General features: G+C 50.0%; 37 protein-coding genes. 4 read left to right on the top strand and 33 right to left on the bottom strand.

Translation table 11 applies throughout. From position 1 onward, the window contains the following. Positions 1-240 precede the first annotated feature (240 nt). The 26 genes from ABV298_RS00035 to ABV298_RS00160 all read right to left on the bottom strand — a co-directional run bounded on the left by ABV298_RS00035 (position 241) and on the right by ABV298_RS00160 (position 14385). Complete coding sequence (locus ABV298_RS00035; protein ID WP_353723163.1) at positions 241-1134, bottom strand: IS3 family transposase; 894 nt, start codon at positions 1132-1134, stop codon at positions 241-243. Further along, on the bottom strand, positions 1062-1328 hold the full coding sequence (locus ABV298_RS00040) for a transposase (RefSeq protein WP_353718688.1): 267 nt from the start codon (positions 1326-1328) through the stop codon (positions 1062-1064). The genes ABV298_RS00035 and ABV298_RS00040 overlap by 73 nt, the downstream gene beginning before the upstream one ends. A gap of 61 nt (positions 1329-1389) precedes the next feature. Then, positions 1390-2754 (bottom strand): hypothetical protein, encoded by a 1365-nt coding sequence (locus ABV298_RS00045; RefSeq protein ID WP_353720165.1) that lies wholly within the window; start codon positions 2752-2754, stop codon positions 1390-1392. A gap of 625 nt (positions 2755-3379) precedes the next feature. Continuing rightward, positions 3380-5461 (bottom strand): hypothetical protein, encoded by a 2082-nt coding sequence (locus ABV298_RS00050; protein WP_353720166.1) that lies wholly within the window; start codon positions 5459-5461, stop codon positions 3380-3382. Position 5462: 1 nt separating this feature from the next. Then, positions 5463-5762 (bottom strand): hypothetical protein, encoded by a 300-nt coding sequence (locus tag ABV298_RS00055; protein WP_353720167.1) that lies wholly within the window; start codon positions 5760-5762, stop codon positions 5463-5465. Further along, positions 5731-6162, bottom strand: a complete 432-nt coding sequence (locus ABV298_RS00060) for a hypothetical protein (protein WP_353720168.1) — start codon at positions 6160-6162, stop codon at positions 5731-5733. Before ABV298_RS00060 ends, ABV298_RS00055 begins: the two co-directional genes overlap by 32 nt. A 26-nt stretch (positions 6163-6188) precedes the next feature. After that, the gene (locus ABV298_RS00065; RefSeq protein WP_353720169.1) at positions 6189-6362 is read right to left on the bottom strand and encodes a hypothetical protein; all 174 of its coding nucleotides are present in this window, start codon (positions 6360-6362) and stop codon (positions 6189-6191) included. Beyond that, positions 6359-6676 (bottom strand): hypothetical protein, encoded by a 318-nt coding sequence (locus ABV298_RS00070; RefSeq protein WP_353720170.1) that lies wholly within the window; start codon positions 6674-6676, stop codon positions 6359-6361. The genes ABV298_RS00065 and ABV298_RS00070 overlap by 4 nt, the downstream gene beginning before the upstream one ends. A 1-nt stretch (position 6677) precedes the next feature. Further along, complete coding sequence (locus ABV298_RS00075) at positions 6678-6950, bottom strand: hypothetical protein (protein WP_353720171.1); 273 nt, start codon at positions 6948-6950, stop codon at positions 6678-6680. Positions 6951-6964: 14 nt separating this feature from the next. Further along, positions 6965-7234, bottom strand: coding sequence for a hypothetical protein (locus ABV298_RS00080; protein WP_353720172.1), 270 nt, complete (start codon positions 7232-7234; stop codon positions 6965-6967). Next, positions 7212-7481 (bottom strand): hypothetical protein, encoded by a 270-nt coding sequence (locus ABV298_RS00085; RefSeq protein WP_353720173.1) that lies wholly within the window; start codon positions 7479-7481, stop codon positions 7212-7214. Before ABV298_RS00085 ends, ABV298_RS00080 begins: the two co-directional genes overlap by 23 nt. 47 nt (positions 7482-7528) lie before the next feature. Beyond that, the gene (locus tag ABV298_RS00090; protein ID WP_353720174.1) at positions 7529-7999 is read right to left on the bottom strand and encodes a lysozyme; all 471 of its coding nucleotides are present in this window, start codon (positions 7997-7999) and stop codon (positions 7529-7531) included. A gap of 4 nt (positions 8000-8003) precedes the next feature. Continuing rightward, a complete protein-coding gene (locus ABV298_RS00095) occupies positions 8004-8393 on the bottom strand; it encodes a hypothetical protein (RefSeq protein ID WP_353720175.1) in 390 nt (129 codons plus the stop codon). 2 nt (positions 8394-8395) lie between these two features. Beyond that, on the bottom strand, positions 8396-9049 hold the full coding sequence (locus ABV298_RS00100; RefSeq protein ID WP_353720176.1) for a hypothetical protein: 654 nt from the start codon (positions 9047-9049) through the stop codon (positions 8396-8398). A gap of 5 nt (positions 9050-9054) precedes the next feature. Further along, the gene (locus ABV298_RS00105) at positions 9055-9357 is read right to left on the bottom strand and encodes a hypothetical protein (RefSeq protein WP_353720177.1); all 303 of its coding nucleotides are present in this window, start codon (positions 9355-9357) and stop codon (positions 9055-9057) included. A 31-nt stretch (positions 9358-9388) separates the two neighbouring features. Further along, positions 9389-9934: a hypothetical protein gene (locus ABV298_RS00110; RefSeq protein WP_353720178.1), complete on the bottom strand. Its 546-nt coding sequence runs from the start codon at positions 9932-9934 to the stop codon at positions 9389-9391. A gap of 65 nt (positions 9935-9999) precedes the next feature. Further along, positions 10000-10158: a hypothetical protein gene (locus ABV298_RS00115; protein WP_353720179.1), complete on the bottom strand. Its 159-nt coding sequence runs from the start codon at positions 10156-10158 to the stop codon at positions 10000-10002. Between the two features lie 110 nt (positions 10159-10268). Then, on the bottom strand, positions 10269-10847 hold the full coding sequence (locus tag ABV298_RS00120) for a hypothetical protein (RefSeq protein WP_353720180.1): 579 nt from the start codon (positions 10845-10847) through the stop codon (positions 10269-10271). A gap of 40 nt (positions 10848-10887) precedes the next feature. Next, positions 10888-11205, bottom strand: a complete 318-nt coding sequence (locus ABV298_RS00125; protein ID WP_353720181.1) for a hypothetical protein — start codon at positions 11203-11205, stop codon at positions 10888-10890. Then, entirely contained in the window at positions 11205-11609 is a 405-nt protein-coding gene (locus tag ABV298_RS00130) for a hypothetical protein (RefSeq protein ID WP_353720182.1), read from the bottom strand. Before ABV298_RS00130 ends, ABV298_RS00125 begins: the two co-directional genes overlap by 1 nt. Then, positions 11606-11962, bottom strand: coding sequence for a hypothetical protein (locus ABV298_RS00135; RefSeq protein WP_353720183.1), 357 nt, complete (start codon positions 11960-11962; stop codon positions 11606-11608). Before ABV298_RS00135 ends, ABV298_RS00130 begins: the two co-directional genes overlap by 4 nt. A gap of 159 nt (positions 11963-12121) precedes the next feature. Beyond that, positions 12122-12421 carry a hypothetical protein gene (locus tag ABV298_RS00140; protein ID WP_353720184.1) on the bottom strand — a complete coding sequence of 100 codons (300 nt, stop codon included), beginning with the start codon at positions 12419-12421 and terminating at the stop codon, positions 12122-12124. Continuing rightward, positions 12411-13196 carry a hypothetical protein gene (locus ABV298_RS00145; protein WP_353720185.1) on the bottom strand — a complete coding sequence of 262 codons (786 nt, stop codon included), beginning with the start codon at positions 13194-13196 and terminating at the stop codon, positions 12411-12413. Before ABV298_RS00145 ends, ABV298_RS00140 begins: the two co-directional genes overlap by 11 nt. Further along, complete coding sequence (locus tag ABV298_RS00150) at positions 13193-13441, bottom strand: hypothetical protein (protein WP_353720186.1); 249 nt, start codon at positions 13439-13441, stop codon at positions 13193-13195. The genes ABV298_RS00145 and ABV298_RS00150 overlap by 4 nt, the downstream gene beginning before the upstream one ends. Further along, a complete protein-coding gene (locus tag ABV298_RS00155; protein WP_353720187.1) occupies positions 13428-13910 on the bottom strand; it encodes a hypothetical protein in 483 nt (160 codons plus the stop codon). Before ABV298_RS00155 ends, ABV298_RS00150 begins: the two co-directional genes overlap by 14 nt. 4 nt (positions 13911-13914) lie before the next feature. Next, entirely contained in the window at positions 13915-14385 is a 471-nt protein-coding gene (locus ABV298_RS00160; RefSeq protein ID WP_353720188.1) for a hypothetical protein, read from the bottom strand. 197 nt (positions 14386-14582) lie between these two features. Between ABV298_RS00160 and ABV298_RS00165 the strand changes: the two genes are divergently transcribed. The 4 genes from ABV298_RS00165 (at position 14583) to ABV298_RS00180 (ending at position 17036) form a co-directional block, all read left to right on the top strand. Continuing rightward, a complete protein-coding gene (locus ABV298_RS00165; protein WP_353720189.1) occupies positions 14583-14780 on the top strand; it encodes a hypothetical protein in 198 nt (65 codons plus the stop codon). 226 nt (positions 14781-15006) lie between these two features. Further along, positions 15007-15525 (top strand): alpha/beta hydrolase, encoded by a 519-nt coding sequence (locus ABV298_RS00170; protein WP_353720190.1) that lies wholly within the window; start codon positions 15007-15009, stop codon positions 15523-15525. After that, complete coding sequence (locus ABV298_RS00175) at positions 15473-16282, top strand: hypothetical protein (RefSeq protein WP_353720191.1); 810 nt, start codon at positions 15473-15475, stop codon at positions 16280-16282. The genes ABV298_RS00170 and ABV298_RS00175 overlap by 53 nt, the downstream gene beginning before the upstream one ends. Further along, positions 16194-17036: a T9SS type A sorting domain-containing protein gene (locus ABV298_RS00180; RefSeq protein ID WP_353720192.1), complete on the top strand. Its 843-nt coding sequence runs from the start codon at positions 16194-16196 to the stop codon at positions 17034-17036. Before ABV298_RS00175 ends, ABV298_RS00180 begins: the two co-directional genes overlap by 89 nt. On the opposite strand, the gene ABV298_RS00185 is transcribed toward ABV298_RS00180, so the two are convergent. From ABV298_RS00185 to ABV298_RS00215, 7 genes are all read right to left on the bottom strand, one after another. After that, positions 17017-17346: a hypothetical protein gene (locus tag ABV298_RS00185; RefSeq protein WP_353720193.1), complete on the bottom strand. Its 330-nt coding sequence runs from the start codon at positions 17344-17346 to the stop codon at positions 17017-17019. The two genes, ABV298_RS00180 and ABV298_RS00185, sit on opposite strands and share 20 nt — an antisense overlap. A 7-nt stretch (positions 17347-17353) precedes the next feature. After that, positions 17354-17623 carry a hypothetical protein gene (locus ABV298_RS00190; protein ID WP_353720194.1) on the bottom strand — a complete coding sequence of 90 codons (270 nt, stop codon included), beginning with the start codon at positions 17621-17623 and terminating at the stop codon, positions 17354-17356. Then, positions 17620-19149 carry a hypothetical protein gene (locus ABV298_RS00195; RefSeq protein ID WP_353720195.1) on the bottom strand — a complete coding sequence of 510 codons (1530 nt, stop codon included), beginning with the start codon at positions 19147-19149 and terminating at the stop codon, positions 17620-17622. Before ABV298_RS00195 ends, ABV298_RS00190 begins: the two co-directional genes overlap by 4 nt. A 630-nt stretch (positions 19150-19779) precedes the next feature. After that, positions 19780-20589 carry a DNA cytosine methyltransferase gene (locus ABV298_RS00200; RefSeq protein ID WP_353720196.1) on the bottom strand — a complete coding sequence of 270 codons (810 nt, stop codon included), beginning with the start codon at positions 20587-20589 and terminating at the stop codon, positions 19780-19782. A 12-nt stretch (positions 20590-20601) separates the two neighbouring features. Continuing rightward, positions 20602-20856: a hypothetical protein gene (locus ABV298_RS00205; RefSeq protein ID WP_353720197.1), complete on the bottom strand. Its 255-nt coding sequence runs from the start codon at positions 20854-20856 to the stop codon at positions 20602-20604. Continuing rightward, on the bottom strand, positions 20853-21428 hold the full coding sequence (locus ABV298_RS00210; RefSeq protein ID WP_353720198.1) for a hypothetical protein: 576 nt from the start codon (positions 21426-21428) through the stop codon (positions 20853-20855). Before ABV298_RS00210 ends, ABV298_RS00205 begins: the two co-directional genes overlap by 4 nt. Positions 21429-21436: 8 nt before the next feature. After that, the gene (locus ABV298_RS00215) at positions 21437-21799 is read right to left on the bottom strand and encodes a hypothetical protein (protein ID WP_353720199.1); all 363 of its coding nucleotides are present in this window, start codon (positions 21797-21799) and stop codon (positions 21437-21439) included. Positions 21800-21864: the final 65 nt, after the last annotated feature.

Consider the following 21864-nt stretch of genomic DNA (forward strand, 5'->3'; position numbering starts at 1 on the left):
TTTTAGTAAACGATCCCCAGAGGCCATCTGCAAGTACGAATTGTATCGGATCGGTTTGGTATCCTGTCGCAATTTTACCGAGAACCTCTTCGACTCCCGTTGTTATTCGGTCAACTCCTCTTACATAAAACGTATATGTACCGCTACCATTTATATAATATCCAAATTGACGATTTCCACTGACTGGATGATACCCTGCATATGGATCTGAAGCCTTACCCTAATGAGGACAGTGCACGTTTAGACTTTATCCATTTCTAGTTTCTTGACAAACGTTGCCGGTGCTAAGCCAGCCAGTGCTTGATGCGGATGAAATCGATTGTAATCTTCCATCCATTCGTCAGACAAAATACGAACCTGTTCAAGGGATTCAAATAAATAGGCATCTAAGACATCCTCGCGATAAGTGCGGTTCAATCTTTCCACATACCCATTTTGCATCGGTTTTCCTGGCTGAATATAGTGGATTGCGATGCCTTTATCTTCACACCATTGCCTGAATTTATCTGCTAGAAATTCAGGCCCATTGTCAACCCGAATTTGTTCGGGGTATGGTCTGACTAATGCTATTAGTTCCAAAACATCGATTACTTTCTGAGCAGGAAGTGAAAAATCTGCATGTGCTGCAAGTACTTCTCTGCTGCAATCATCCAGAATTGTCAGCACTCGGATCTTACGTTTATTCACCAGCGCATCAGAGACAAAGTCCATGCTCCAACTCTTGTTTGGCTCACTGGGTACCTGTAAGGGCTGCTTGATTCGAGCTGGTAAACGCCGTTTGTGACGACGGCGATGCTTCAAATTTAGCAGTCGGTAAACTCTTAGAACCCTTTTGCGGTTCCACACTAAACCCTCATTGCGAAGTTTCCCATAGTAGTCGTCAAAGCCTCTTGTCGGGTAGGCTTCCGCATATGCTCGTAATTTTTCAATCACTGGCTGATCATCTTTTCTGCTACGGTAGTACCACTTAGATCGATGTAACCCAACTACCCGGCAAGCCCTGCCAACGGATACTTTTTCTTCAACAGCCCACCCCACAAGTTCCTTTTGTCGACAAGGCTCTACAGCTTTTTTTCGATGATGTCCTTTGCAAGTTTGTAATCCAGGCTTAGTTCCGCATACATCTGCTTCAATCGTCGATTTTCATCCTGCAAAGCCTTCAGTTCTTTCAATTGCGCAGCTTCCATACCACTGTATCTTTTGCGCCAATTGAACAACGTTGCCTTGGAAATGCCGTATTCGCGGCAAACATCCATGGCTTCTCGGCCACCCTCATACTGTTTGAGGATCGCCACGATCTGGGTCTCTGAGTAGTTTTTCTTTTTCATGTGACAGTTAAAATTAGCTCATTTCGAGTCTAATCCTACACTGTCCTAAATTCGGGAAAGCCTACAGATCGTGTATAGTAGAGAAGATCCAGCTGTCAGATGACTTTTGAGATGTGACAACTGCGCCATTCTGTGGGCCAGGGACATCGATGAATACGACTGATGTATAAGGATCATTTATCCATTTCGACTGTTCTCCTGGTATTTGTGGATGACCTTCAAATGTGGTTCCTCCACCGCCAGTAGCGAAGCTGTTTATATTTTGTCTAAGGTACTCAAGAAATCCACTAGGATTGTTTGTATATCCTGCTGGAAGAGTTGATACCGTAACTGAAAACCAATCGCAGTTTACGACTGTTCCATTAGCTGTACCGAGGGTCTGTAGGTAATACGGATTGAAAAGTGTCATAGAATTTAATTGCGCCAATCTATCTAATACACTTTGCGAAGGGACGAATTTTGATAAGGGGACCCACGAGGCGACATTCTGCGGGCAATCAGTAGTGTTAAGCAGAGACATGGGGTTATTCTGAATCTGATTCACGACCTGTCCCCTGTCCCAAATTGCAGCAACGGCTGGATTATTTGGATCAACATATGTCCCACCCATTCCAGGAGGAATAGAATAACCAAGGTTAGGATTAGAGGTATCGATACAGGTGACATTCAATATTTGACATGTAGAAGTAACACCGCTACAGTTTTCCAAAGCCCCTGTTTGAGAATTCCGGCTGCATGCGTAGTAATGGAAACATGATTCTATTATGCAGGCATTGGTGCGGCCATCTGTTGAACTACTCCCATTTGTACTAATTGAGTTAATTGTACTAGCCACTTTTCCCCTCTTCACCACGAAGCCAAAGAGAAAATTTTCGTTCCAGTCAAAGTATTCCACCAAACCGCTAAAGTTAGCCCATTTGATTCCTGCTGGACCTTTTTTCTTTTTTGTATCAAAAGATATAATTCTTTGTACGCAACTTTCGACTTTTCCATCTCTGGTCTTAAAGACAACCAAATTGTTAAGATGATTTATTTCTTTTTTTCTAAATTCCTCTTTCTTTGGCTTCGACCCCTTAGCTTCGTCGCCAGCTAAGTACATAGTCTCGTCCATCAATTTGTACTTCAGGGGGGCAACTACAATGTTTCCTTCAACGTTTGGTAGCTGATATGTAAATGCCGCATCGAAGTTTACATCTTTCTCAATCGGGTGCCCAGTCATTTCTGCCGTCAACCTATTGCCTTCGGGTGCAGGTGTAAGGCTCAAAATATCTTTGTAGTATTCCTGAGCCTCTCCAATCGTGAGCTTGTCTAACATCTGCTCTTTGCTGGTCAGTGTGTGGGTGTCGGGGTCAAGTTCACGACACGAAATTATCAATATCAAGAAAAAGGATATGATGCTAACTGATACCGTATTAAACTGTTTCATGGATCTTGCGTTTAAATATTTAATAGTTAACCTTAATTAAGTTACACTACTGATCCAGTCGTCACGAATATAGCAGGCTAAATGTTCACGCATGGTAAGCATTTAAATGTTAGGCTACTGTTGATAAAGGATAGATTTACAACGAGTATTAGTTTGATGATGTGTCGAAATATAACGACAAATTTTGTTTTACCAAATTAAAATTTGTCGTTATATTTTGATTCTTAGTATAGAACAAACATCTCATAATATGTATAAATATCAGCTACAAAATTCTACACCATAGAAACAACCAGTATTTGGCCCCGCCATCTAGGCCTCAAAATCTTTTTTGCCGCCTAGAAACGTAGAAACGATGCTAATGGATCATCAAAACGCACAACGACAGAGCTTCCGGGCGTCAATTGACACATATTGCCCGACATACCGCCGGTACCATTTATACGCCGTGAAAGAAAAAAGTAACGGTCCTAGCTGAAAATATTCTCAATCGGTATGTTTGAGCGGATTTTCTGTGCAGTCCGCTCCTTAAAAGGCTCACTTTGTTGCTCACACACAAAAAAAGCCAGCCCGGAACCCAGGCTGGCTTTTCGATCATCAACAATACTAAAAACCAAATTAACCCCTAAACAACTCTAGACACTGTCTGCCGGCCGTAAACCCGGCCAAGGTTCACGCCGTCGATTATCACGTTGTCCTCATATTCGTGAGGCGCCAGATGACCATTGTAGTAAATAAGCACTTTCCCGGCGTTGCCCGATCCGCGCAGTGAAATCCCCTTTCCCTGATCGAGCGCGTCGCGCACGGCAAAGAAATGCTGGTTCACCGGGCCGAAGCCGTTCAAGTGCGAACCGGCCGCACCGGGCTGGGCGATGAAAGTACCTTTGCTGGATTGGTAGGAGACGTGTTCGAGGACCTGGATACGGTCGCGGATGGCCCAAACGGCCTCCGACCCGGCGTAATAGGCGTCGATCGGGCATGCCCACAAGCGGTGCATCAAGCCGGTATCGCTGTTGACCGGTGCGCCGTTCTGGCCGGAAACGTATGGCTCCCAATTCCCGCCGGTCTTTTTCCAGAATACCGGCTGGTTTGTCCACCAGTGCAACTTCGAAGCGTCGGTGCCGAAGCGGGCGCCGGGTGCATTCCAGAGTGCGACGCCATTGAAAACAAGCGTGCACCAGAACCCTGCCGTGAAGGCTTCCTCCCAGGGCATGGGTATCTCAAGGTTTTCTTTGCTGTGTAGTTCGCCGTTCGGGTATGGGATGATTTCGCCGGTACTGGCATATTCGATACCAAAACCGATGGGTTCGACCATGCTTTGCGCTTTTGCCCAGCCGAAGCCGATAATGTTGGCCTCGCGGTCCTGCCCCTGGTAGGTTTTGGTTCCGATCTTGACACGCTCGTTCACATAGATGATTTCGTAGGGAAGCATTTTCACATCGTTATACATGTAGCGCGAATGGTTCACATTCCGGACGTTGACCGCGCCCGTCGTGTAGTACTTGCAAGGCCCTGCCCATTGGGAAGTGGCCGGGTCGTATATGTCGTGGATGTGGGTAGTCAAAGACTCCTCGTACACGGCGCGGTCGTAGCGAAGCGCGTCGGTACGGATGAGCCCGGCCACATTGTCAATCCCGTAAGATCCATACAGGCCGGTGTCCCGCTTGTTGGTCGGCCCATGGACCTGAACGATCCGATCCAATGCGCCCTTGTAGAAATGGTACATCTTTTCATCGATCTGTGGGTCCTGCCCTTGCATATTTTCCGGGTACTCGTCGGTAAGAACGAAGCGTTTGGACGGCCCGGAGCGCTCAATCCAGCCTTTTCCCTGGTCGTAGAACCAGCTTTCCGGCTGTATCGTAGCATCGCCCTTACGTGGCGTGTTCCATGTTTTCGGCTGCGGCGATGGATTGTTGTAGTCTAGGTCGGTATTTACTCCGAGGTTCTGGTACTGCTGCGCGGTGCTTCCCCTGTTCTGGTCTACCAGGCAAAAGAACTTTTTGTAAGCCGTCCAATCCTTTGCTACGGCCACCGACGGGAATACCAGGTGCCGGGATACCCGAAGCCAACGGGGCACAGCGGAATTTCCCTGCGAGGCCGTTGTTTTCACGGACAGGAATATTTCGGAAAGCCGGCTGTTGCTGGCATTCACGCCGCCGTTCCAACCGGAAAGTTTCTGTTTGAAGGCCCCCAGATTGGGCGCCACGTTCTCGTCGGCCACAAACTGGCGGAGCGTGTAAATACCATCAGGAAGGTACACGCCCGCAAACTTATTGTAAGTGCCGTTCGAATTTTGGAATACACAGTAACCCAGCATGTAGTAGACACGCATGTTACCGATCTTGTTAGTCGTGCCGTCGAAATTAAGCCCTGGCGTTACGTCGGTAATCGTGCCGTCGTCGTTGAACTGGATTGCAAATTCCGGCGTACGGGAAAAGGTAAATTCCCGGCCGCCTTTGCTGATGGAATAGCTACCGAGTGCGGCGTCGGCATTGGCGCTGTAATCAGGTAAGGCCGAAGAGCCGCCGCCGGTTCCGGTTTGATCCTTGTTGCCGGTGGTATCACTGGATGTCGTCGGTTTCTTTGACAGTTTGGCAACAATGAAAACGGCCAGCACGACAACGGCCAGGGCAATGTATTTCCGGTTGGCTTTTTCGGCAAAGAACGCCTTTACCTTTTTTGCGACGGGTTGTTTCTTCTTTGCCATATCAGTCTTCAATAAAAATCGTCAGGGAAACAGGACTTGCATCGGTGGGATTGGCAAGGTCGCTGTTATACGAGAAAACACCTATTTGTCCATCAACGCCCGGATCAACATTCACACTAATTTTAACGGGTGCTACGTCCTGGGAAATAATGACGCGCTTAATCCGGGAAAACCGGTCAACGCCTGGGGCGGGGACGTCTATGTTGTCCGTCCCCTGCGGCCCTAAAACCGGCGGGTCGTAGTTTACCTGCACGACGTATACATTCCATTCACCCCAGGTAAAAGGCCCCCCCACCGGCATTGCTCGACCGCTTCCGTTGATCCAGGAACGGGGTGTCATTGGCCGTAATGGTCTGCACCACATGCCCCTCCGCGTTCTTTTCGACAAACAGCGTCCCGAAAAACGGCCAGCCATCCTGGGGCCTGATATAATACATCGAAAGACCTTCGGGGTAGTCTTCCGGCGCCCAGGTGATCGGCGGGTGCGTAATGGTGTCGGGAATGATCGTCTGCATGGCCAGGTTCGTAACGGCATTGAACGCCTTCCGGAAGTTGAGCGGCGTGATGGCCCGAACCTTGTTGTCCTTGATCTGGCCGTAATGCCAACGGGCCTTCTTTTCCAGCGTGGATGTGTCCGGGGCTTGCCCGAAAGTAAGTGTGCCCGCCAGCGCGAGCAGCGCGAAAAGGATGTACTTTTTCATGTTGCGATGAAGTATAATTTGATGTATTAGGCAAAAGCCGACGATTCGAGCGACGCAAGCCGTTTTTCGACGTCCTTATTGATGGCGTCCTGACCGGCTTTGTAGTCTGCAAACTGTTTCTGCGTGACGTAGCTCGCCTTGATCCTGCGCTGAATGTCGAGCAGGATCACGATGATAAAAATGGCTGCGAGTAGTTTCATGATTTATTGCGGTTTGTGAGTGCTAAAAGGCTTCGGCGTACGCTGGCGCTTTCGGCCGCGATCAGTACCGACGCTACCAGATAAAGCCCCAGGCCGTCGGTTGCATAGCCGGTCAGGTCGGCGAAGTATTCGACCAGGTTCCCGAACATCAGGTAGGCGGTGTATTTCAAGAGCTTGTTCAGGAACGCGGGAAGGAAGCGCCAGTTAAAAACGCGGCCGATCACGGCTTGCCCGACGCTGACGAGGGTATCGAGCAAAACAGCCGCGTAGACGATCAGAAAAATTTCGAAATGGGTGACCAGGAAAAAGAACATATCAGTTCAGGTTAATTTCTATCTGCCGCTGCAATGCTTCGCATTTTTCGCGCAGCTCCATGTTTTCACGCACGAGCTGCTCGATTTGCCGGGCCTGCTCTTGCTGCACCGTCCGTAGCTCGGTATACAAATCTTTCCAGTGTTCGGAAATCAAACCATCGTTTTCAATTTCCAGTCTGCGGACATCGATTTCGTACTTTTTTCGCTGGATGAAATGGCGGACGATCTGCATCAGCATGGTGCTGCCAGCGATGGCGCCGATGGCGAATTTCAAAATTTCGACCACTGTTAAATCATTAGGATAAACATCATTACTGCTACTTCCGCGACCGTCCGCACGATGTGCGACCGGATACGTTTGCGCTTCTGACGCCGGGCGGCCTGCTCGGCGCGGTCGGCCCGCTTGGTTTCTTGTGACGCGACGGTTTTCAGCCCTGCCGCCTGGAAGTTGAGTAGTGTATTTTCCTTTTTTACGAGGTCGCATATTTTCAGGTCGCGGTTGATCCGGGGCAACATTTCGGCCACGCCCGGCAAATCAGTCCGGAGGGTGTCGCCCATACCGTTCGAGCAGCTCGCGGTACGAGCCGAGCACAGTAGTATCAGAATGCACAGAAACCGAATCTTTCGCATGGCTTATCGCGTCGAGCGCGTTGTCTATTTCCTGGATGCCGGCCGGGATTACCTGTTCACACCGGCAGGCCCGGCCCGTCACCCGGTAGGTTAAAAACACCATTGCCGCCATCAAAAGGCAGAAAAACACCATACAGGCCGCAATGATTTTGTTTTCGATGTTACCGTTTTGCATACCGTATCAGAATCAGGAGTACGACCGCAACAGCGGGCCAGAACCATTCAACTTTTTTTTCCGCCCCGGTACATCGCTATTTCTTCCTCTCGCCGGTTTACCAGCCCGGCGCTTTTCACCTTCTTACCGTTCACGGTCACGTAAACCCACCTGCGAAATTCAGTCTGGATGACGATCAGGTCGCTTGGGTCCTTGTTGACCAGCTCCCGCAATGTCGAGCCCTGGAACGCAGGCCCGCCGACGTTGTAGGTGAAGCTCACAAGCGCGTCAAACTGTCCCTGGTTGAGCGTGGCGGTAACCGCACCGTTCACCGTTGCCACGGCTTTCCCGACGTGGTAGCCCAGCAGTTGCACCGCCTTCGCCTCGGTGATCTTGTCCCCGGCCTTTACTTTCGCGCCGTTTTCGTAGGTGGTGCAGCCGTAACCGATCGTCCATACGCCCGCGGAGTCCTGATAGGCGGTAAGCCGTAATTCCTCACGGTTTTTCAATATTTCGAGTGCCTGGCTGCTGATCTGCATCGTATTAGGACATTACTTGTTGGTGTGCTTTCCAAAGTGCGTCGACGTATTGCGAGAGCTCGGCCGGATAGAACCAGGCGATCAGGTCCTCGGAAAGGTCGCGCCCGTAATATTTCAGGTATTCGGCTTTCACCGCTTCGTAGCTCTTCGTGTAATGTGCCAGGTCAACAGCCCAGGGCATGCCTGTTTCCGGGTTGCTTTCATCGGTCGGGTTAATGAACACCCGAAGCGGTGAGCTCACCAGTTCCCGGTATGCCTGCGCCAGCTGAATGGCCGTCATCGTTCCGGCCTGCTGGACATACTTTGAGACCTTTCGCGGCCTTGACGTCGCGATCAGTACCGCGCCAACGCCAAGTCCGAGCAGTGCCAGCGCCCTTTTTTGCTTATCGTCCATCGTCAGGCTTCTTTTACGTCGGCGGCCGGTACCAGTCCCTGGCTGTACAGGAACAGAAAGGACGTCCAGCCGACCAGATAATACAGGTCCTTTTTACCCGCGCTGTTGGTGATGTAGTAGGCCCTCAAACGGGTGCCAACCGCATCACCGGCCTTCACTTTCCGCGCTACTTTGGTGCTGTCGGTATCGCTCCAAACGGCGGTGTCTTTCACTGCGACGAGCTTCGCGCCCGTTGCCGTCACCGTTTGTTCCGCCTTCGGCGTGGCTTTTGCCCGCTGAACCCATTGCTGAAACTTGGCGCTGGTAAGCTCCTTTTCCAGGCGCTCGTACATATTTTCGTTGTACAGGTTCAGATAAGCCTTGCCCACCGCGTCGGGGTCGCCGATCTGGTCGGCGACGAGCATCAAATCATTGTCCCAGGTGCCGTCGAACTCGATCATCAGATTGATCCCCGACGGGTTACAGGCCTGGCGTACCTGGATGGCGTGGGAAGTGTTCACATCCGTTCCGGCCTGCTCGTACTGCTTCGCCTGCCTGTTTTTTCGGATCTGCCCGCGGAAATACAAGACCAATACCACAACAATCACAAAGTATTCGGCGATTTTGATGTTTTCCGGGCTGATCGGCAGAATGGATATGTTGTTTTCCTTTGCCATACTGGTTACGATAAAATAGTGGACACTTCGCTGATCACCGACATGATTTCCATCATGCCCATATTGCCGTTTTTACGGCTGGCAATCAGCTTTTGCAGTTTCTCGACCGTGTCGGGATTGGTAATTTTCTGATACGTTTCCGGCGATTCGCTGATGACTTTCGTTAAAAATTTCAGGTTACGGCAGGTAGCGTCTGCGCCCACCGTCTGGTAGGATACCAGCGCAAATTCGCGCATGGCGTCGAGTATGTCCTGTTCGGTCCTGGGCGCCTCCATGTCCATTGCCGTAGTGTTGTCGTTTGTTTTCATCGGGTCGTTGTTTTTGGTTTTTCAAATCGGTTTATGTTTTGAATAGCCCGCGCATAGTTTCAAAGCCTTTGGCGAGCGTGGGAAGTTGCGCGGCCACATTGGTGAGCTTGGTGATCGCGCCGCTGTCGTTGTCTTCGTCGTCGTCGTTCAGGTCGAGAACGGCCTCCGAGATTTCGGCCACTTTCTTTTCCAGGTTGTCCAGCCGGGTCAATACCTCCTTTTTGAAGGTTTCCACGGCCAGCTCTTCGCGGGCCAGCTTCATGGCCCTTTCGAACATTTCGTTCTGGTCTATTTGGGGCTGGTGCATGGGCGTAACGGTTTGCCTGGTTATCTCGAACCGGAAGGTACTTGCGGCGGCTTGCTTGTGCCTACCGACCGTGCCGCGCAACGTGTAGCGTCCCGGTTGGAGCAATTGCAATACGTTTCGCAAGCGTTCAACAGCTTCGGCCTCCGACTCTTCGTCGGCGGAATACTCCGAAACCTTTTCTTCCCGCTCACCCCCCGCGTCTCCCCGGATAAGGCGCCACTGATTGAACCTTTCGGCCTGTAACCAAAGTATTGCGTTGTCGGCGGTCATGGTCAGTATTGTTTATGGGCGCGGCGGTCACAGACGACCACCGCGCCGGTAGTTGGAAAGGCAGGTTATTTGCGCTTGGAACGCCCGACGCCCCGGCGACGGTTGAGCTCTGTTTTTCGCCTTCTTTCGTGGTCTTCGTACTCTTTCAACTTACGTTCGTAGGTATCCCACTGGGTTTGCGGGGCGGTCAGATCGGGTCTTTTTGGCTTGGTTTTCTTAGCCATAGAGACAGCTGTTTTTGCCATGATTGAAACAATGGTTTGGATGGAAAACTATTCGAATGTTTTGCCGGGGGTGGCCTAATTGCCCCCCCCGACGGAGTGTTATATACGCCTTATCGCGAGCGGCGTTTTTTCAGCGTTTTCTTTTTGCCGCTCAGGCTGTCGAGAATGTGGGTTATACCAAATACCTCCAACAGGACAACACCGATGATTACAAGTATCACCCAGTTTTTCTTTGCCCATTCACCCGCTTCTGTCAGGCTCTCGGAGAGCGTTTTCGCGCCACTGGCGACGACGACTGTGCTGTTAGTTTTAGTGCCGGAAGTCGGTGTACCTACATCGTCACTGTAATCGGCGATGCCTTCGCCTTTCAGCGTGTAGTACCCTTGCCCTGTCGAAAGCCGGGGCAGGCCATTCCCGTTATCGATAATCACGTGGCCGTTTGCGTCGAGCACGCCGTCCGGGGCCGCGTCGGGCAGTTTTGATACATCGATATTGCTGGAAAGGATCACGTCGTTGCTCAGCATATAACCTTGTGCGGCGGTACGGGACATATAAGTCCAATACTCGGTCTGGTTCTCCAAAGCAAGGTAGGTCAGAAACTCCGTACCGGATGCGGTCTTAGCCAGATACAAAACGGCGGTTCCCAGGTAACCTTTAAACGTACCTACGTTATACTGTACTTTTGCCATGATGTTTAAATTTATGATGAAGTGTAATTTTTGATACTATCTAAACCGGCTGGATGTCCGTTACCAGCACATAACCAGGATCGAGCCCCCACCTGGCGGCATAATTGAGCCTTTCCTTATGCTTGAACACCGGGATTTCCAGCGCGGCAAGTACTGCCCGGCGGTCTTCGTCGGGTGCCACCCGGTGGTAGTCCGAAAGCGTGAACTGCCACGGCATGGCCGGTTGGTTTGAAATCTGTTGCACCGGCTCGGCGAGCGCAAGCACATTGGATTTTGCTGTCGTAGCCGGTCTTGCCGCGGGTTTTACGGGCGGCGTCTTCGGCGCTACGGGCTTGTTGGAAGTTTGCGTTTTTGCCATTATTCAAAAAGTTTTAACAATGCGGAAACCCCGCCCATTTTTAGTTTCAATGTTCCTGAAAAAGAAACGCTTACCGGTATTTCCAGCTCGTCGGCTTCGGTCGTCGTGCCCGATGCCGGCGTAGGCGTTTCGTAAAGCCTTTTCCATCCGTCAGGGTTCGAAACCGGCAAGGTGCCGTCGGCATCGACAGGGAAAGAACCCTCCGGCAAATAGTAGGTACGCGGGGCGGTCAATGCGCCTTTGGCCTCCGCGATGTGCTGTGCGAGAAAATCGAGCGTCAAGTGGTGGAACTTGTTGTCCTGCCAGATCACGGCCAACAGATACCCGCCGTTATGCGAAATTTCATACACCACGCCCGTACCATTGGCGCCCTGTACCCAACCTACTGCTTTTTCTACCTTCATTTTCTGGCCCTTGCAGGCTGTTTGGTGGACATAAAAAGAATGATCAAAACCAGCGCTACGACCAGTCCGATCAGCAGCGTATTCATACTGTTTGCACCGGTGTTGACCGTGGTGACGCCTGGCGTGGTCGTTACGGTCGGGTAATCGTTCTTGCCGATCCCATTAGGGAACAGCGATTGCAGTATTCCGGGGATAGCCCCCAGCAGGCTTGACAACCAACCACCCGACGAACCGCTATCGGATGTTTCATCGATTTCCTTCTGCTGGGCCGATGTGACGGCGGTACCGTCGGTATATTTTACCGTCACCGTACCGTCGGCGTTGTAAATAATATCGTCAATTTCGCTTGCCATCACTTGAACAGTTTTGGTATCGGGACTTTAATTGTTGTATCGACAGGGGCCGTAATCCCTTCGGCCACTACATTTCCCACCAAGTGAAAGTCAAGTTGCGATCCGGCATTGAGCAGGCTCGGTACCGCGCTGATCAGCCCGTCGATGGGTATCACCACCTTAGCTATAATCGTTGTGTCGCCCCCCCGCTACCAATTTCACATACAGGTTTTCGTAGGCGGTGCCAATCGGGTAACCTTCGAGGCGGATTTGGATATAGTACCGGTTCACGCCCAGCGGTGTACCGGTTGGGTTAGTGATCACCACCGGCTGGTCCCACATTACGGCGCCTTTGCTGATCCGAACGTTTTTCGGGAGCAAGTAGCGTAGCATAAGGGCATTGGCGGCACGGGCTTTCATGGTGTAGTACCAGAGCACGAGCACGGCAATGATGATCAGTGCGATTTGTTTATTTCCCATTTCTGCGACGTTTTACAATCATTATCAGTACGATCAGTACGGACGTTGCAATCAGCACCAGTTTATATTTCACATACCACTTTGGGTCATTGGTCACAGTTTCGACCTGGCCATCGGGCCTGGTCAATTCGAGGGTGTCGAAATTTAGTATCGCCCCGGAGCTGAAATAAATCAAGCTCTTATACTTGTCGTAGCTTACGGCCTGGCCGTTGTCAGGATCATAATACTCTTTATCGGTCCCCGTCCAGACAATCAATCCGGACTTGTATATAATCAGCCCATTGTCGGGATCATACGTAAAAATCGGCTTGTCCGGTTCATAGTATGGGCTATTGGAGTTGAAAGGGCTGTTCGGCTGGCTGGTGTCGTCGATCAGCGGATCAACTTTGGCCTTTTCGGCGAAAATCGCATTCCAGTCTTTTCCGTCCTCTCCCTCGGCAATTTCCTTAGAAATCAGTACCAGTGAAATCTTATCCAGAAACCGTTTGCCCACCACATATCCCGCTTTCCCGGTGTACTTGTTGATTGCCTTCGAACTGATAGCCATCGAAAAAGCCAGGATGTCGAGCCACGAAAATTTTTCACGATGCAGGAAAATGTACGTTCCAAGTTCCGGCGTAATCGTCGCAGAAATGACATTCAGTTTCCAAAGTGCCGCGCTATACATCGTACCAGTAGCGCTTATCAGGCCTTCATCGGAAAATGTCCCTTTGATATTTTCGGAGATAACCGGCAGGTCATTGCCAATTCCCTGAACGTCTTTCGGGTCGATCATTTTTTAGCGGGTATAAACAGCAATGCAATAATCCCTCCTATAACTGCAATCGTCACCCATGAAAAACCAGCTGCGGCCGCCGTTGTATTTTCTTCTGCCGTAAATTGATTTTCCGGAAGATGAAACACCTGAACACCAGGTATCTCCTCACCATTGGCCGCTGCATGTACCTTGTCCAATATTGCCTGAACATCAATGTCCAGATTCGTATCGTACAGGTGCCCTCCGAGTTCAATTTTTGCCATTACCTTTCAGTTTTGGAGCAACGAATTTGAAAAACAAACCGGCACCGACGGCCAGTAGTAAATAGGTGTTGGTATTGTCCTTGTCTCCTTGCGGCGGCGGTGTGTTAATTGGATTTTTGGGGTCATTCAATGGGCTATCAACTCCCTGATCCCAATAGCCGGTAACTTGATCTTTTTTTACCCATGCAGTCACAAATTTGTACGCATCGAAATACTTCCAAGGGATCCCCGGTTTCCCTGCGCGCCATTTCCACACCATTTCTACCTCATAACCCACATCTGAGGAATTTCCAGTGTAAACACCTACTTCGTCACCAGTGGCGCGCTTCGCAGGAAACTGGAAACTCTTTTTATATCCACCCGGGCCCGGAGGTATCGGCAGAGACATTTTTGTACACTCTTTATCGCTATACGACGTAAGTTCAACTTTTGCCATTAGTCGGTCGCCTTTAATTGGTACTGATGCCATGCCGTCAAGAAATTATTAACCAAAGGATGATTGCCACCAAAAGCACCGGTAGCCATTTCCAAAAGAGCAACTCGGCGGCATACCGCTTTCTGTATTGCTCGACTTTCAGCGCCTCGTTGTAACGCTGTTGCCCCACTTTTTTTAATTCCTCGATCTTTTTGGCTTTGGCCTTGTTTTCGGCCTGGGCGAAAAAGGTTCCGGCAATCATAAGCAGGCTGCCGATCACCTGGGTATAACCTGTGGGGATTGTGGATACTACACCACCAATCACTGTTAACTTGCCGGCATCCGACGGTGCGGCATCGAGCTCTATCAGTGCTGCCGCAATCTCTTTGAGCTCGGCCTGGTATTGGAGTAGCGATGCCTCCGCTTTTTTGATCTGGTCGATGAGCCACGCTTTCCGCTCTGTCGGGTTCTTCGTATACTGCTCGGCGGCGGTTCGAAAGTAGTCAGGTGGCAGCGTTAATTGTCCCATTCGGTCAGGCCTTTGTCAGCAAATACAGAAATATGATTGCCACGATGATCAGTAACATAATCGTTTCATTTTGACCTTTTTAAAAATCGTGTTGCAATGATAAACCGGCACTTGTGACATTCGCAAATAGGTGTTATATTAGAGTAACAACCAGCAACTTGCAGCAACTATTAGCAACTTCCAGCAACCGTATCTACATGGACTTTCTTTCAAAATCCGATCTGATTGGGCAATACAATGTTTCCACACACAAAAGCTTCGAGCGGCTGATTGGCGCGAGAGGGAAAAAGGTACTGGATTGGAAACCGGGAAAGCAGCGGTTTACGCCGAAACAGGTCAGGGCCCTGCACAAGTTGATCGGCGAACCGCTGACGAAGGAGGAAAAATACCATTAACGGCTGCGAATTCGCGGCCTCTCTGAAACAATTAGCCCCAGCAGATACCCTATTATACGGGCCATTTGCTGGGGTATTTTTGTGGGGCACTGTACGGGGCATTGTACAGGGCATTTTCGCAAGGAAATTCCTTTGGTTTAGGCATCAATACCGTTTGAAAAACGCACTTCATTGCCGGCAGTATTGCGCAGCTTTCATATGCTTTGCCTCGATAAAAAGTAAAATTATGGCACACAAATTGCTCTCCGCTATCGTTGTCCTCGCTCTTATCTACAACAGTCAGGTCCGCGCGCAAAATGCAACCAAACTGCCTTATCCAATTTTGTTTGTACATGGCTGGAACGGCAGTGACGACACGTGGTACACAGAACTGAATTTTCTTGCCAGCCAGGGATTAAAGGTTGACATAGACCATAATCAAAAGCGAAGCGGCTATGGAAGCAGATTAGATTTTATGCTGAATGCTACCAATTTAACATTTCTCAACCGGCGGGCATCAGGTCCGCAGTATGGTGATGTTTTGGATATGGAATCTTACCTAGATCCGAATAATGATTTGTTTGCCATCAACTTCGACGTTGGAGCCAGTTTCGCACAAAGCAACCAGGCGGCTGCCGCAAAACAAGGTTTCGCGGTGGGGCTCGCTGTCAGAAAGATATTGTCTGTTACAGGAGCAAAAAAGATAGTGCTATTTGGGCATAGCATGGGGGGGGCTTGCGATCCGGGAATGCCTGCAAAACTCTGATAATTGGCCTGTCGGCGACGGTTTTCACCATGTCGCCAAAGTAATCACATCCGGGACGCCACATGGTGGTAGCGAGATTTCCTCTTGGGGACTTGTTGGACTTTTGGGGTACGACGAATGGTCTGACGCCGCGCGCGACTTCCGCCCGAATATCGCAGCAAACTATCTTTGGGGCGGCCATGAGGCCAATGTTCCCAAAACTTATAAATCACAGGACATTGATTGCGATGGGTATTCAGGGTTCGTTGTTGGGCTCAATCGCAAATCGATCCCAATGGACTTCAAATGGGCGTGTATAGTGGGCGTCGGAGGCATTACAATTGGTGGATATGGCGGTTACGACGACGACGTTGTCAGATCGCATAGCGCGAATGTTTTCAATTACCTTTCAGTTGAAGGCGATCTTTTCGTAGTTCACAACAGTAATCAGCAAGCGAGTGACACATGGGAACCAACTTGGCACACCAAACTACCACAGCAGACGTTTACAAATCACTATGCCCTCGACGAGCCGGAGGACATCGAATATGCCTATGTTGTGTCTTCCGGGCAGGAGTATAAAGGCTTTTTGACACCGCCGCCTTCCGGCAAGGACTTCGATCGGGATCGCTTCACTGTATATTTAGACACACGGGGGTTGGTAACTTTCCGGGCGACCTTGCCCAAAGGTGCGTCAGGGCTATTCTCAAAACGGGAAAGCGATTTTACGGCCCCTGCCAACAGCAAATTTTTCATATTGGAAGGGGGGGAATTATGACATTGAGATAGAAGGGAAAACCGGTGCCGAATTAGGTTATCCGTTTCATTTCGATTCGTATAAGTTTTCAGTGGACTTTTGCCCGTTCCCAAAACGCCTGGACGTCGTGGCCGAAGGCAGCACGAAAATTTGTGAGGGGGAATCTGTAAAACTTAAAATCCAGGGAAGCGGATATGACTCGTACGAATGGTTTTTAAATGATACAAAAGTCGGCAGCGGCGCTACCTTCGTAGCCACATTAGCGGGGCGGTATTATGCCAAAGGTAATAAATGTGGAATATCCGAAAAGTCCCTTAAAGAGGTTGTTATTGAAGTTAATCCGTTCCCGGCAAAGCCAGTTATCGGTGTTAAGGACGCAGTTTTGATGTCTAACTACACCAACGGGAATCAGTGGTTCAAAGACGGCAATAAATTGCCCGGCGATACCCTGGCCACCCTAGCAATAGGGTCTGGTTCTTACAAAGTTATGGTAACGCGAAAAGGGTGCTCTTCTGAATCCGAAACAATTACCGTTACCGGTCAAGAACCGTTGCCGGATGCCATTGCAGTATACCCAAATCCTTCCGAGGGAATGTTCTTAGTAAAGGTGCCGCCTGGAAGCGTTTGGCAACATGAGTTGTTTAATCAGTCGGGCCAACTTATTGCGAGCTATTCGCAAAGCGAGCCGATAATCTCTTTCGTCCCGGCTGGATTATACATGCTGCGGTCTAAACGCGGAAAGATAGTGATGCAAACTAAAATCGCTGTGAAGTAATATATGCGGTGAGATATTCGGCAAAATGAACGCAATTAAAATCCAGCACATTGTATTTCCGGCCGGCAACCTGCCGGTATCGATTCAGAATATGCCTGCGCGTGGCCGACGTCTGGCGGATTTCCAAAAGCTTACGCGTTGCTAAAAACTCCTTTGCAGTATCGCGGCAAACGTCGCGGTCCGGCACGATGTGGTATACATAAGTTTCCCGGCCTTCGTGGACTACGACGCCGAAATGCTGGATGAAGGGAAGGCTGTCTGGCCGGCAAATGAGGATGTCTCCGGTCCTTAGTTGATAAATCTTTTGCATAGCTTCGTTATTCAAAATCTGTACTGATTGTCAGCGACTTCACTCCCGCCAGGTGGCAGGCCGCGAAAAACGCCGGTATGATGTTGTTCCAATCGTCAGAAAGCCGGTCGGCGTGGATCGCGAGTAGCAAATCGGGTTCCGTCAGCCGGTCAGGGTATATTTCCACTTCATGCTCTTTCCCGCCTGGCCCTTTCAACTTGCCTATCAAAGTACCATCGGGATACACCTCCCAGGCACCGAACACCGCGGTGGGCTTTTGTTTCAGTGTAATTTTCATTCATCGGGAGCCGTGGGGTAAAGTGCGCAGAACATGGCGCGGTAGTGTTCGGCATACCGCTCGAAGAGCAGCGGGCTGTACGCCCGGAGCAAGTCTTTTTGTGGGTGTTCCAACGGGATCACTTTCCCGCCATAATGGGCAAAGTGCTCGCCGGCCTTCGCCGTGGCGCGTTCGATGTCGGCTTTTGGAACGTGCTCAGCTTCGAGCCATTCGAGCCAGCGGGCGGCGTGCTGGTCAACCACGGGCGGGTCGAAGTCGCTGCGGGTTGTTGGTATCGGGTTGATCTGTTCGGTTACCTCCATGTGGGCGAACACCGGTTCGCCAAACAACCCGGTAACGTATTTCGGGACGGACACTTTCACGGTCCGGTACTCGTAGGTGGTGGTAGTGACGCGCGCAAAGCTCTCGACGGCCACGGTATAGGGGTTCAGGTCGACGACGTGCAGGGAGTTGGACGCGCCCCAAATCCGGCCGCGCATGGTCCGGGTCGTGAATTTGACATCGATCCGCTTTTTCTCGATGGTAACTTGTTCCGTCGAGATCGGGGCGCCGGTTTCGTGATCGAAGCTTTCCCAGGGTGTCGCGGTTTCCGTTTGGACATAGTAAAGCCCGTTTTCCTGAACCAATTTTTCATTTTCGGCCAGGGCGGGCTTAACGACCTCCGGCTCTTTGGTCATATATTTTGCCACGTAGGCCGTCAGCTTCCGGATATTCTGGATGGCGTGAATTTTGGTGGTCGGCGGGTTGTTCCAACCATTCTTTATCCCCTTTTCGTAGGCTTCGCGCTGGCGCCGGGTTTCGGCCTTCCGGGTGGCGCGAAGGTCGAACTTTTCGGAACTGGCCCGGCAATACTTCCGCCGGGCGTCGATGGCGTACCGCATCATATCGGGCCGGACGTGAAAGCCGTTTTGATAGATGTAATTCTGCCGGTTCCGGAACCGGGTCACATATCCCAGCCGCTCGATGATCCGGTTCCATTCCTGTTGAATGCGGGCGGCCGGTAAGCCGCGATCGAGAATGACGTGGAAATGCAGGTTGCCGTTCTTCTGTGTTTCGCTTACCCATATGTAGTTTTTCACGTTCCAGCCAGAATTCCCACGTTCGGCGGAACCGGTGAGGTATTCCATGAACCGGCCGAATAGCTCCTTGATCACCTTGTCGCAATGATACTGCTTTCCTGGCAACGTCATTGTGAGGAACGTCGGGTAAACCTCCGTCGACGGGAACGATTTCGGAAATGTCATGGAGGTATTGAGCTGGACGGCCGTAAGGAAATTTTCAATGATTCCTTTCACGCGCCGCTTCGTGGCCGGAGACATATAGCCGTTGTACTGGCCGGCTGCACCTTTGTCCAGATTCAGCAGGGAATTTGCATTGTCCTGTTTCCGCGTCGTTTGCGTCGTCCAACGCTTTTGAATGACGACCGAGTGCGGTTTGAGTTTCGCGTATTTCTCGAAACTGAAATCAACGACGCGTGTGTCTGTGGGCAACAACGATGCCGTCGCCGTGTGTGCGCTTGCGTGCATGGTGTGAGGATTTACAAAATGGTTGTATTCGATTTTTGAGCGTGTGAGGGGTTTCCGGGGAGAGTCGACGCTTAGATAAACCCATTATGGCGAATTCGAAATTTTGACGACATTGTTCATTACTAGTGTTACATTTGTAACCTTAAACCGGGCTTTTCTATTTATGACATCGAAACGGACTTGGCAACTTTCTGGCATTCTCTTTATAGTGTTCATGCTATTGCAGTGGTTTTATTTTCCTACATCCAATCGTACAGAGTTGTCGAATAATTCAATAGTGATAATTGACTTCTTTGGGAGTCTATTTATAATAGTTCTCTTCGCAGTTGTCGCAAGTTGTGTCCTGGCATTTCTTCCATTTAAAGGGAGGCCATTTAAGATGAAGTTTAATAGCTTACTACCAATCATGTTTGTTGTCACCTTGCTCATTGAGATAGTATCATTGGCATCAGTGGCCTACGACACACGTCGAAACGGTGCCGGAATTCTTGACGAAAAAATCTTTATTAGATAAGCAACCATTGGACCGGAACAGTTTATTTAACATAGACCAAGACAGAGAGGGCCTCGAATCCTGAGGGCTGTTATAATGCCTGTTCTTAAATATGCATCAGGGGCGCGTTGAGCAACTTAAAGTTCGTTTTTGAGGTACGAGAAAATCACACGTGCAATGTCGACTACGATCGCGTTTCCGTAGCTGAAGATTTTCGCTTTATCCAGTTCGGCGGGAAACCCATCATCCATGCGTAGACGGCCAAAGTCTGATCGGCGGTCAATCCGTTGAGCTGGCATTGTAACACGAGCTTGTCTTGGTGGCCCGCCAGCAGGTATTTCCTGTAAGATTCCACCGTTTTCAATAAGATGATGCCATCGGTGGCCGCGGGCGTAGGCCAGACCGTATATCCGTGGCCGGAAGTGATCATAACCGAACTGCGCAGCATAAAAACATCGCCATTCAGTGTCATACCCGAGCTGGGAAAGATCGCAAAGGACGTATTCGAGGCCACGACGAAGGAGCATTGCGCTGTTTTCAAAACATACGATTGCGGGTCTAACCTCCCGAACCACACGGGCGTATTCCGACCACAAGCCGGATTTCGGGCCTTTAATTCCCTGGGCTTTCCCTCCCCGAGGGGCTTTTGATGGCGAAATGTCCTGACATGGGAAACCTCCGGAAATAATGTCAATTGTTCCGCGATAAGGGGTGCCGTCAAACTGCCTGATGTCTGCATAACTATGCGCGTTCGGAAAAGCCAAGTGAAGGTGTTCACGGTTCAATGCATCAATCTCGACATGAAAGATGTTTGTGAAGCCGGCTTGCTCTGCCGCCAGATCAAACCCGCCGATGCCGGAAAACAGACTGCCGTGGTTCATTGCTGCGATCGGTTGGAATCGAAGAACCACAAAACGCACTTCCATGCACAGACCACGAAGCACCATAAGACATCCATTTCAGTATCGTTTTCTCGGTGTGTATGACATCGGATAGAACTTCGGTTTCAGTTCGCTTTTCTCTATACGCAGGTCGATCAGCTCCTTTTCCAGAACTTCGATCAGCGCATTTTGATAGTCGAGCAATTCGAACAGCGTTTGCAGGGTTTCTTTTTTCCTTCCCGGCCGGAGCCAATTATAAAGTTCCTCACTGGCCGTGTTGATCCCGCCCTCATAAATCAGGCCGATCGCCTGCCGAAGTTCTGGCCGGTTCATGCGTTGATAAATGACATGGCGTTGAACAGCAATTGCTTTTGCTTACCATGTTCCCCATCCGGATACGTCAAAGCCGCGTCCGTAACCTGGGTTATGCCGAATGCATATTCCCACTTTCCGCTGTTCAGGAAACCGACATAGTCCCTGCCGTAATTGTCCTGGATTAGTTTGTATTGAATGTCATTACCGGGAATAGTGAAGCGGAGCCCGGCTTCGAATTTCTCTTTTGGCGTCATATAGGTGTGTCTGATTAATTTGTTCAGGTACTCGATACCAATCAGTTCCTTTTCGGCAATCGCTTCGAGTTGCTGATCCCGAAAATCTTCCCACTTGAATACGGTCCTGGTTTTCTCGATTTGGAGATTGTCGAAAACTTCGACCACCGTCTTTGTGGTGCACATACAAAAGGCCATCCGGACAGAATACCGCCATTCTTCACATTCGATTTGTAGTTGGATGATTTTCCTTTGCAATTCCCGGCGTTCGGCTTCGGCTTCATCTTCCGGCGGGATGTCGATACAATCCCGGTTGTGTATCTGCATCTTTTTACGGAGCAGTTCCAGGGGTGTCATTGGGTAGCTTATAACAAAAAGTGTGACGTCAGCATATCGGTGTTTTGCTTGGTGAGATCGGAAATAGCAGCGTTGGCGGCATTTTCGTTGGTCCTATAATCTCCGTCTGATGCCCTCGCAAGGAAAAGAGTCAATTGTTGCGTAAATTCTTCATTGCCCAACACTTGCCTATATAAAGATTGAACTTGGTCTAATTCCTGACCCTTGAAGCCATTTTTGGAGTACATTTTATTGTTAAATGAACGCTCAGAAACGCCCATTTTCTGCGCAAACAAAGATCTAACCTGTCCGTTGGTATGACGGCCACAATAATCATACAAGTAATGCACAAAAGCGAGTTTGTCCGCCGTTTGAAATTTTTTCCCTTCCATTTGTCAAATGTTTGGTGTTAATTTGGGTTATATCATGTAAATTCATGTAATAAAGATAAATAATT

The organism is Dyadobacter sp. 676, from assembly GCF_040448675.1.
In the GTDB taxonomy this organism is placed as follows: Bacteria; Bacteroidota; Bacteroidia; order Cytophagales; family Spirosomataceae; genus Dyadobacter.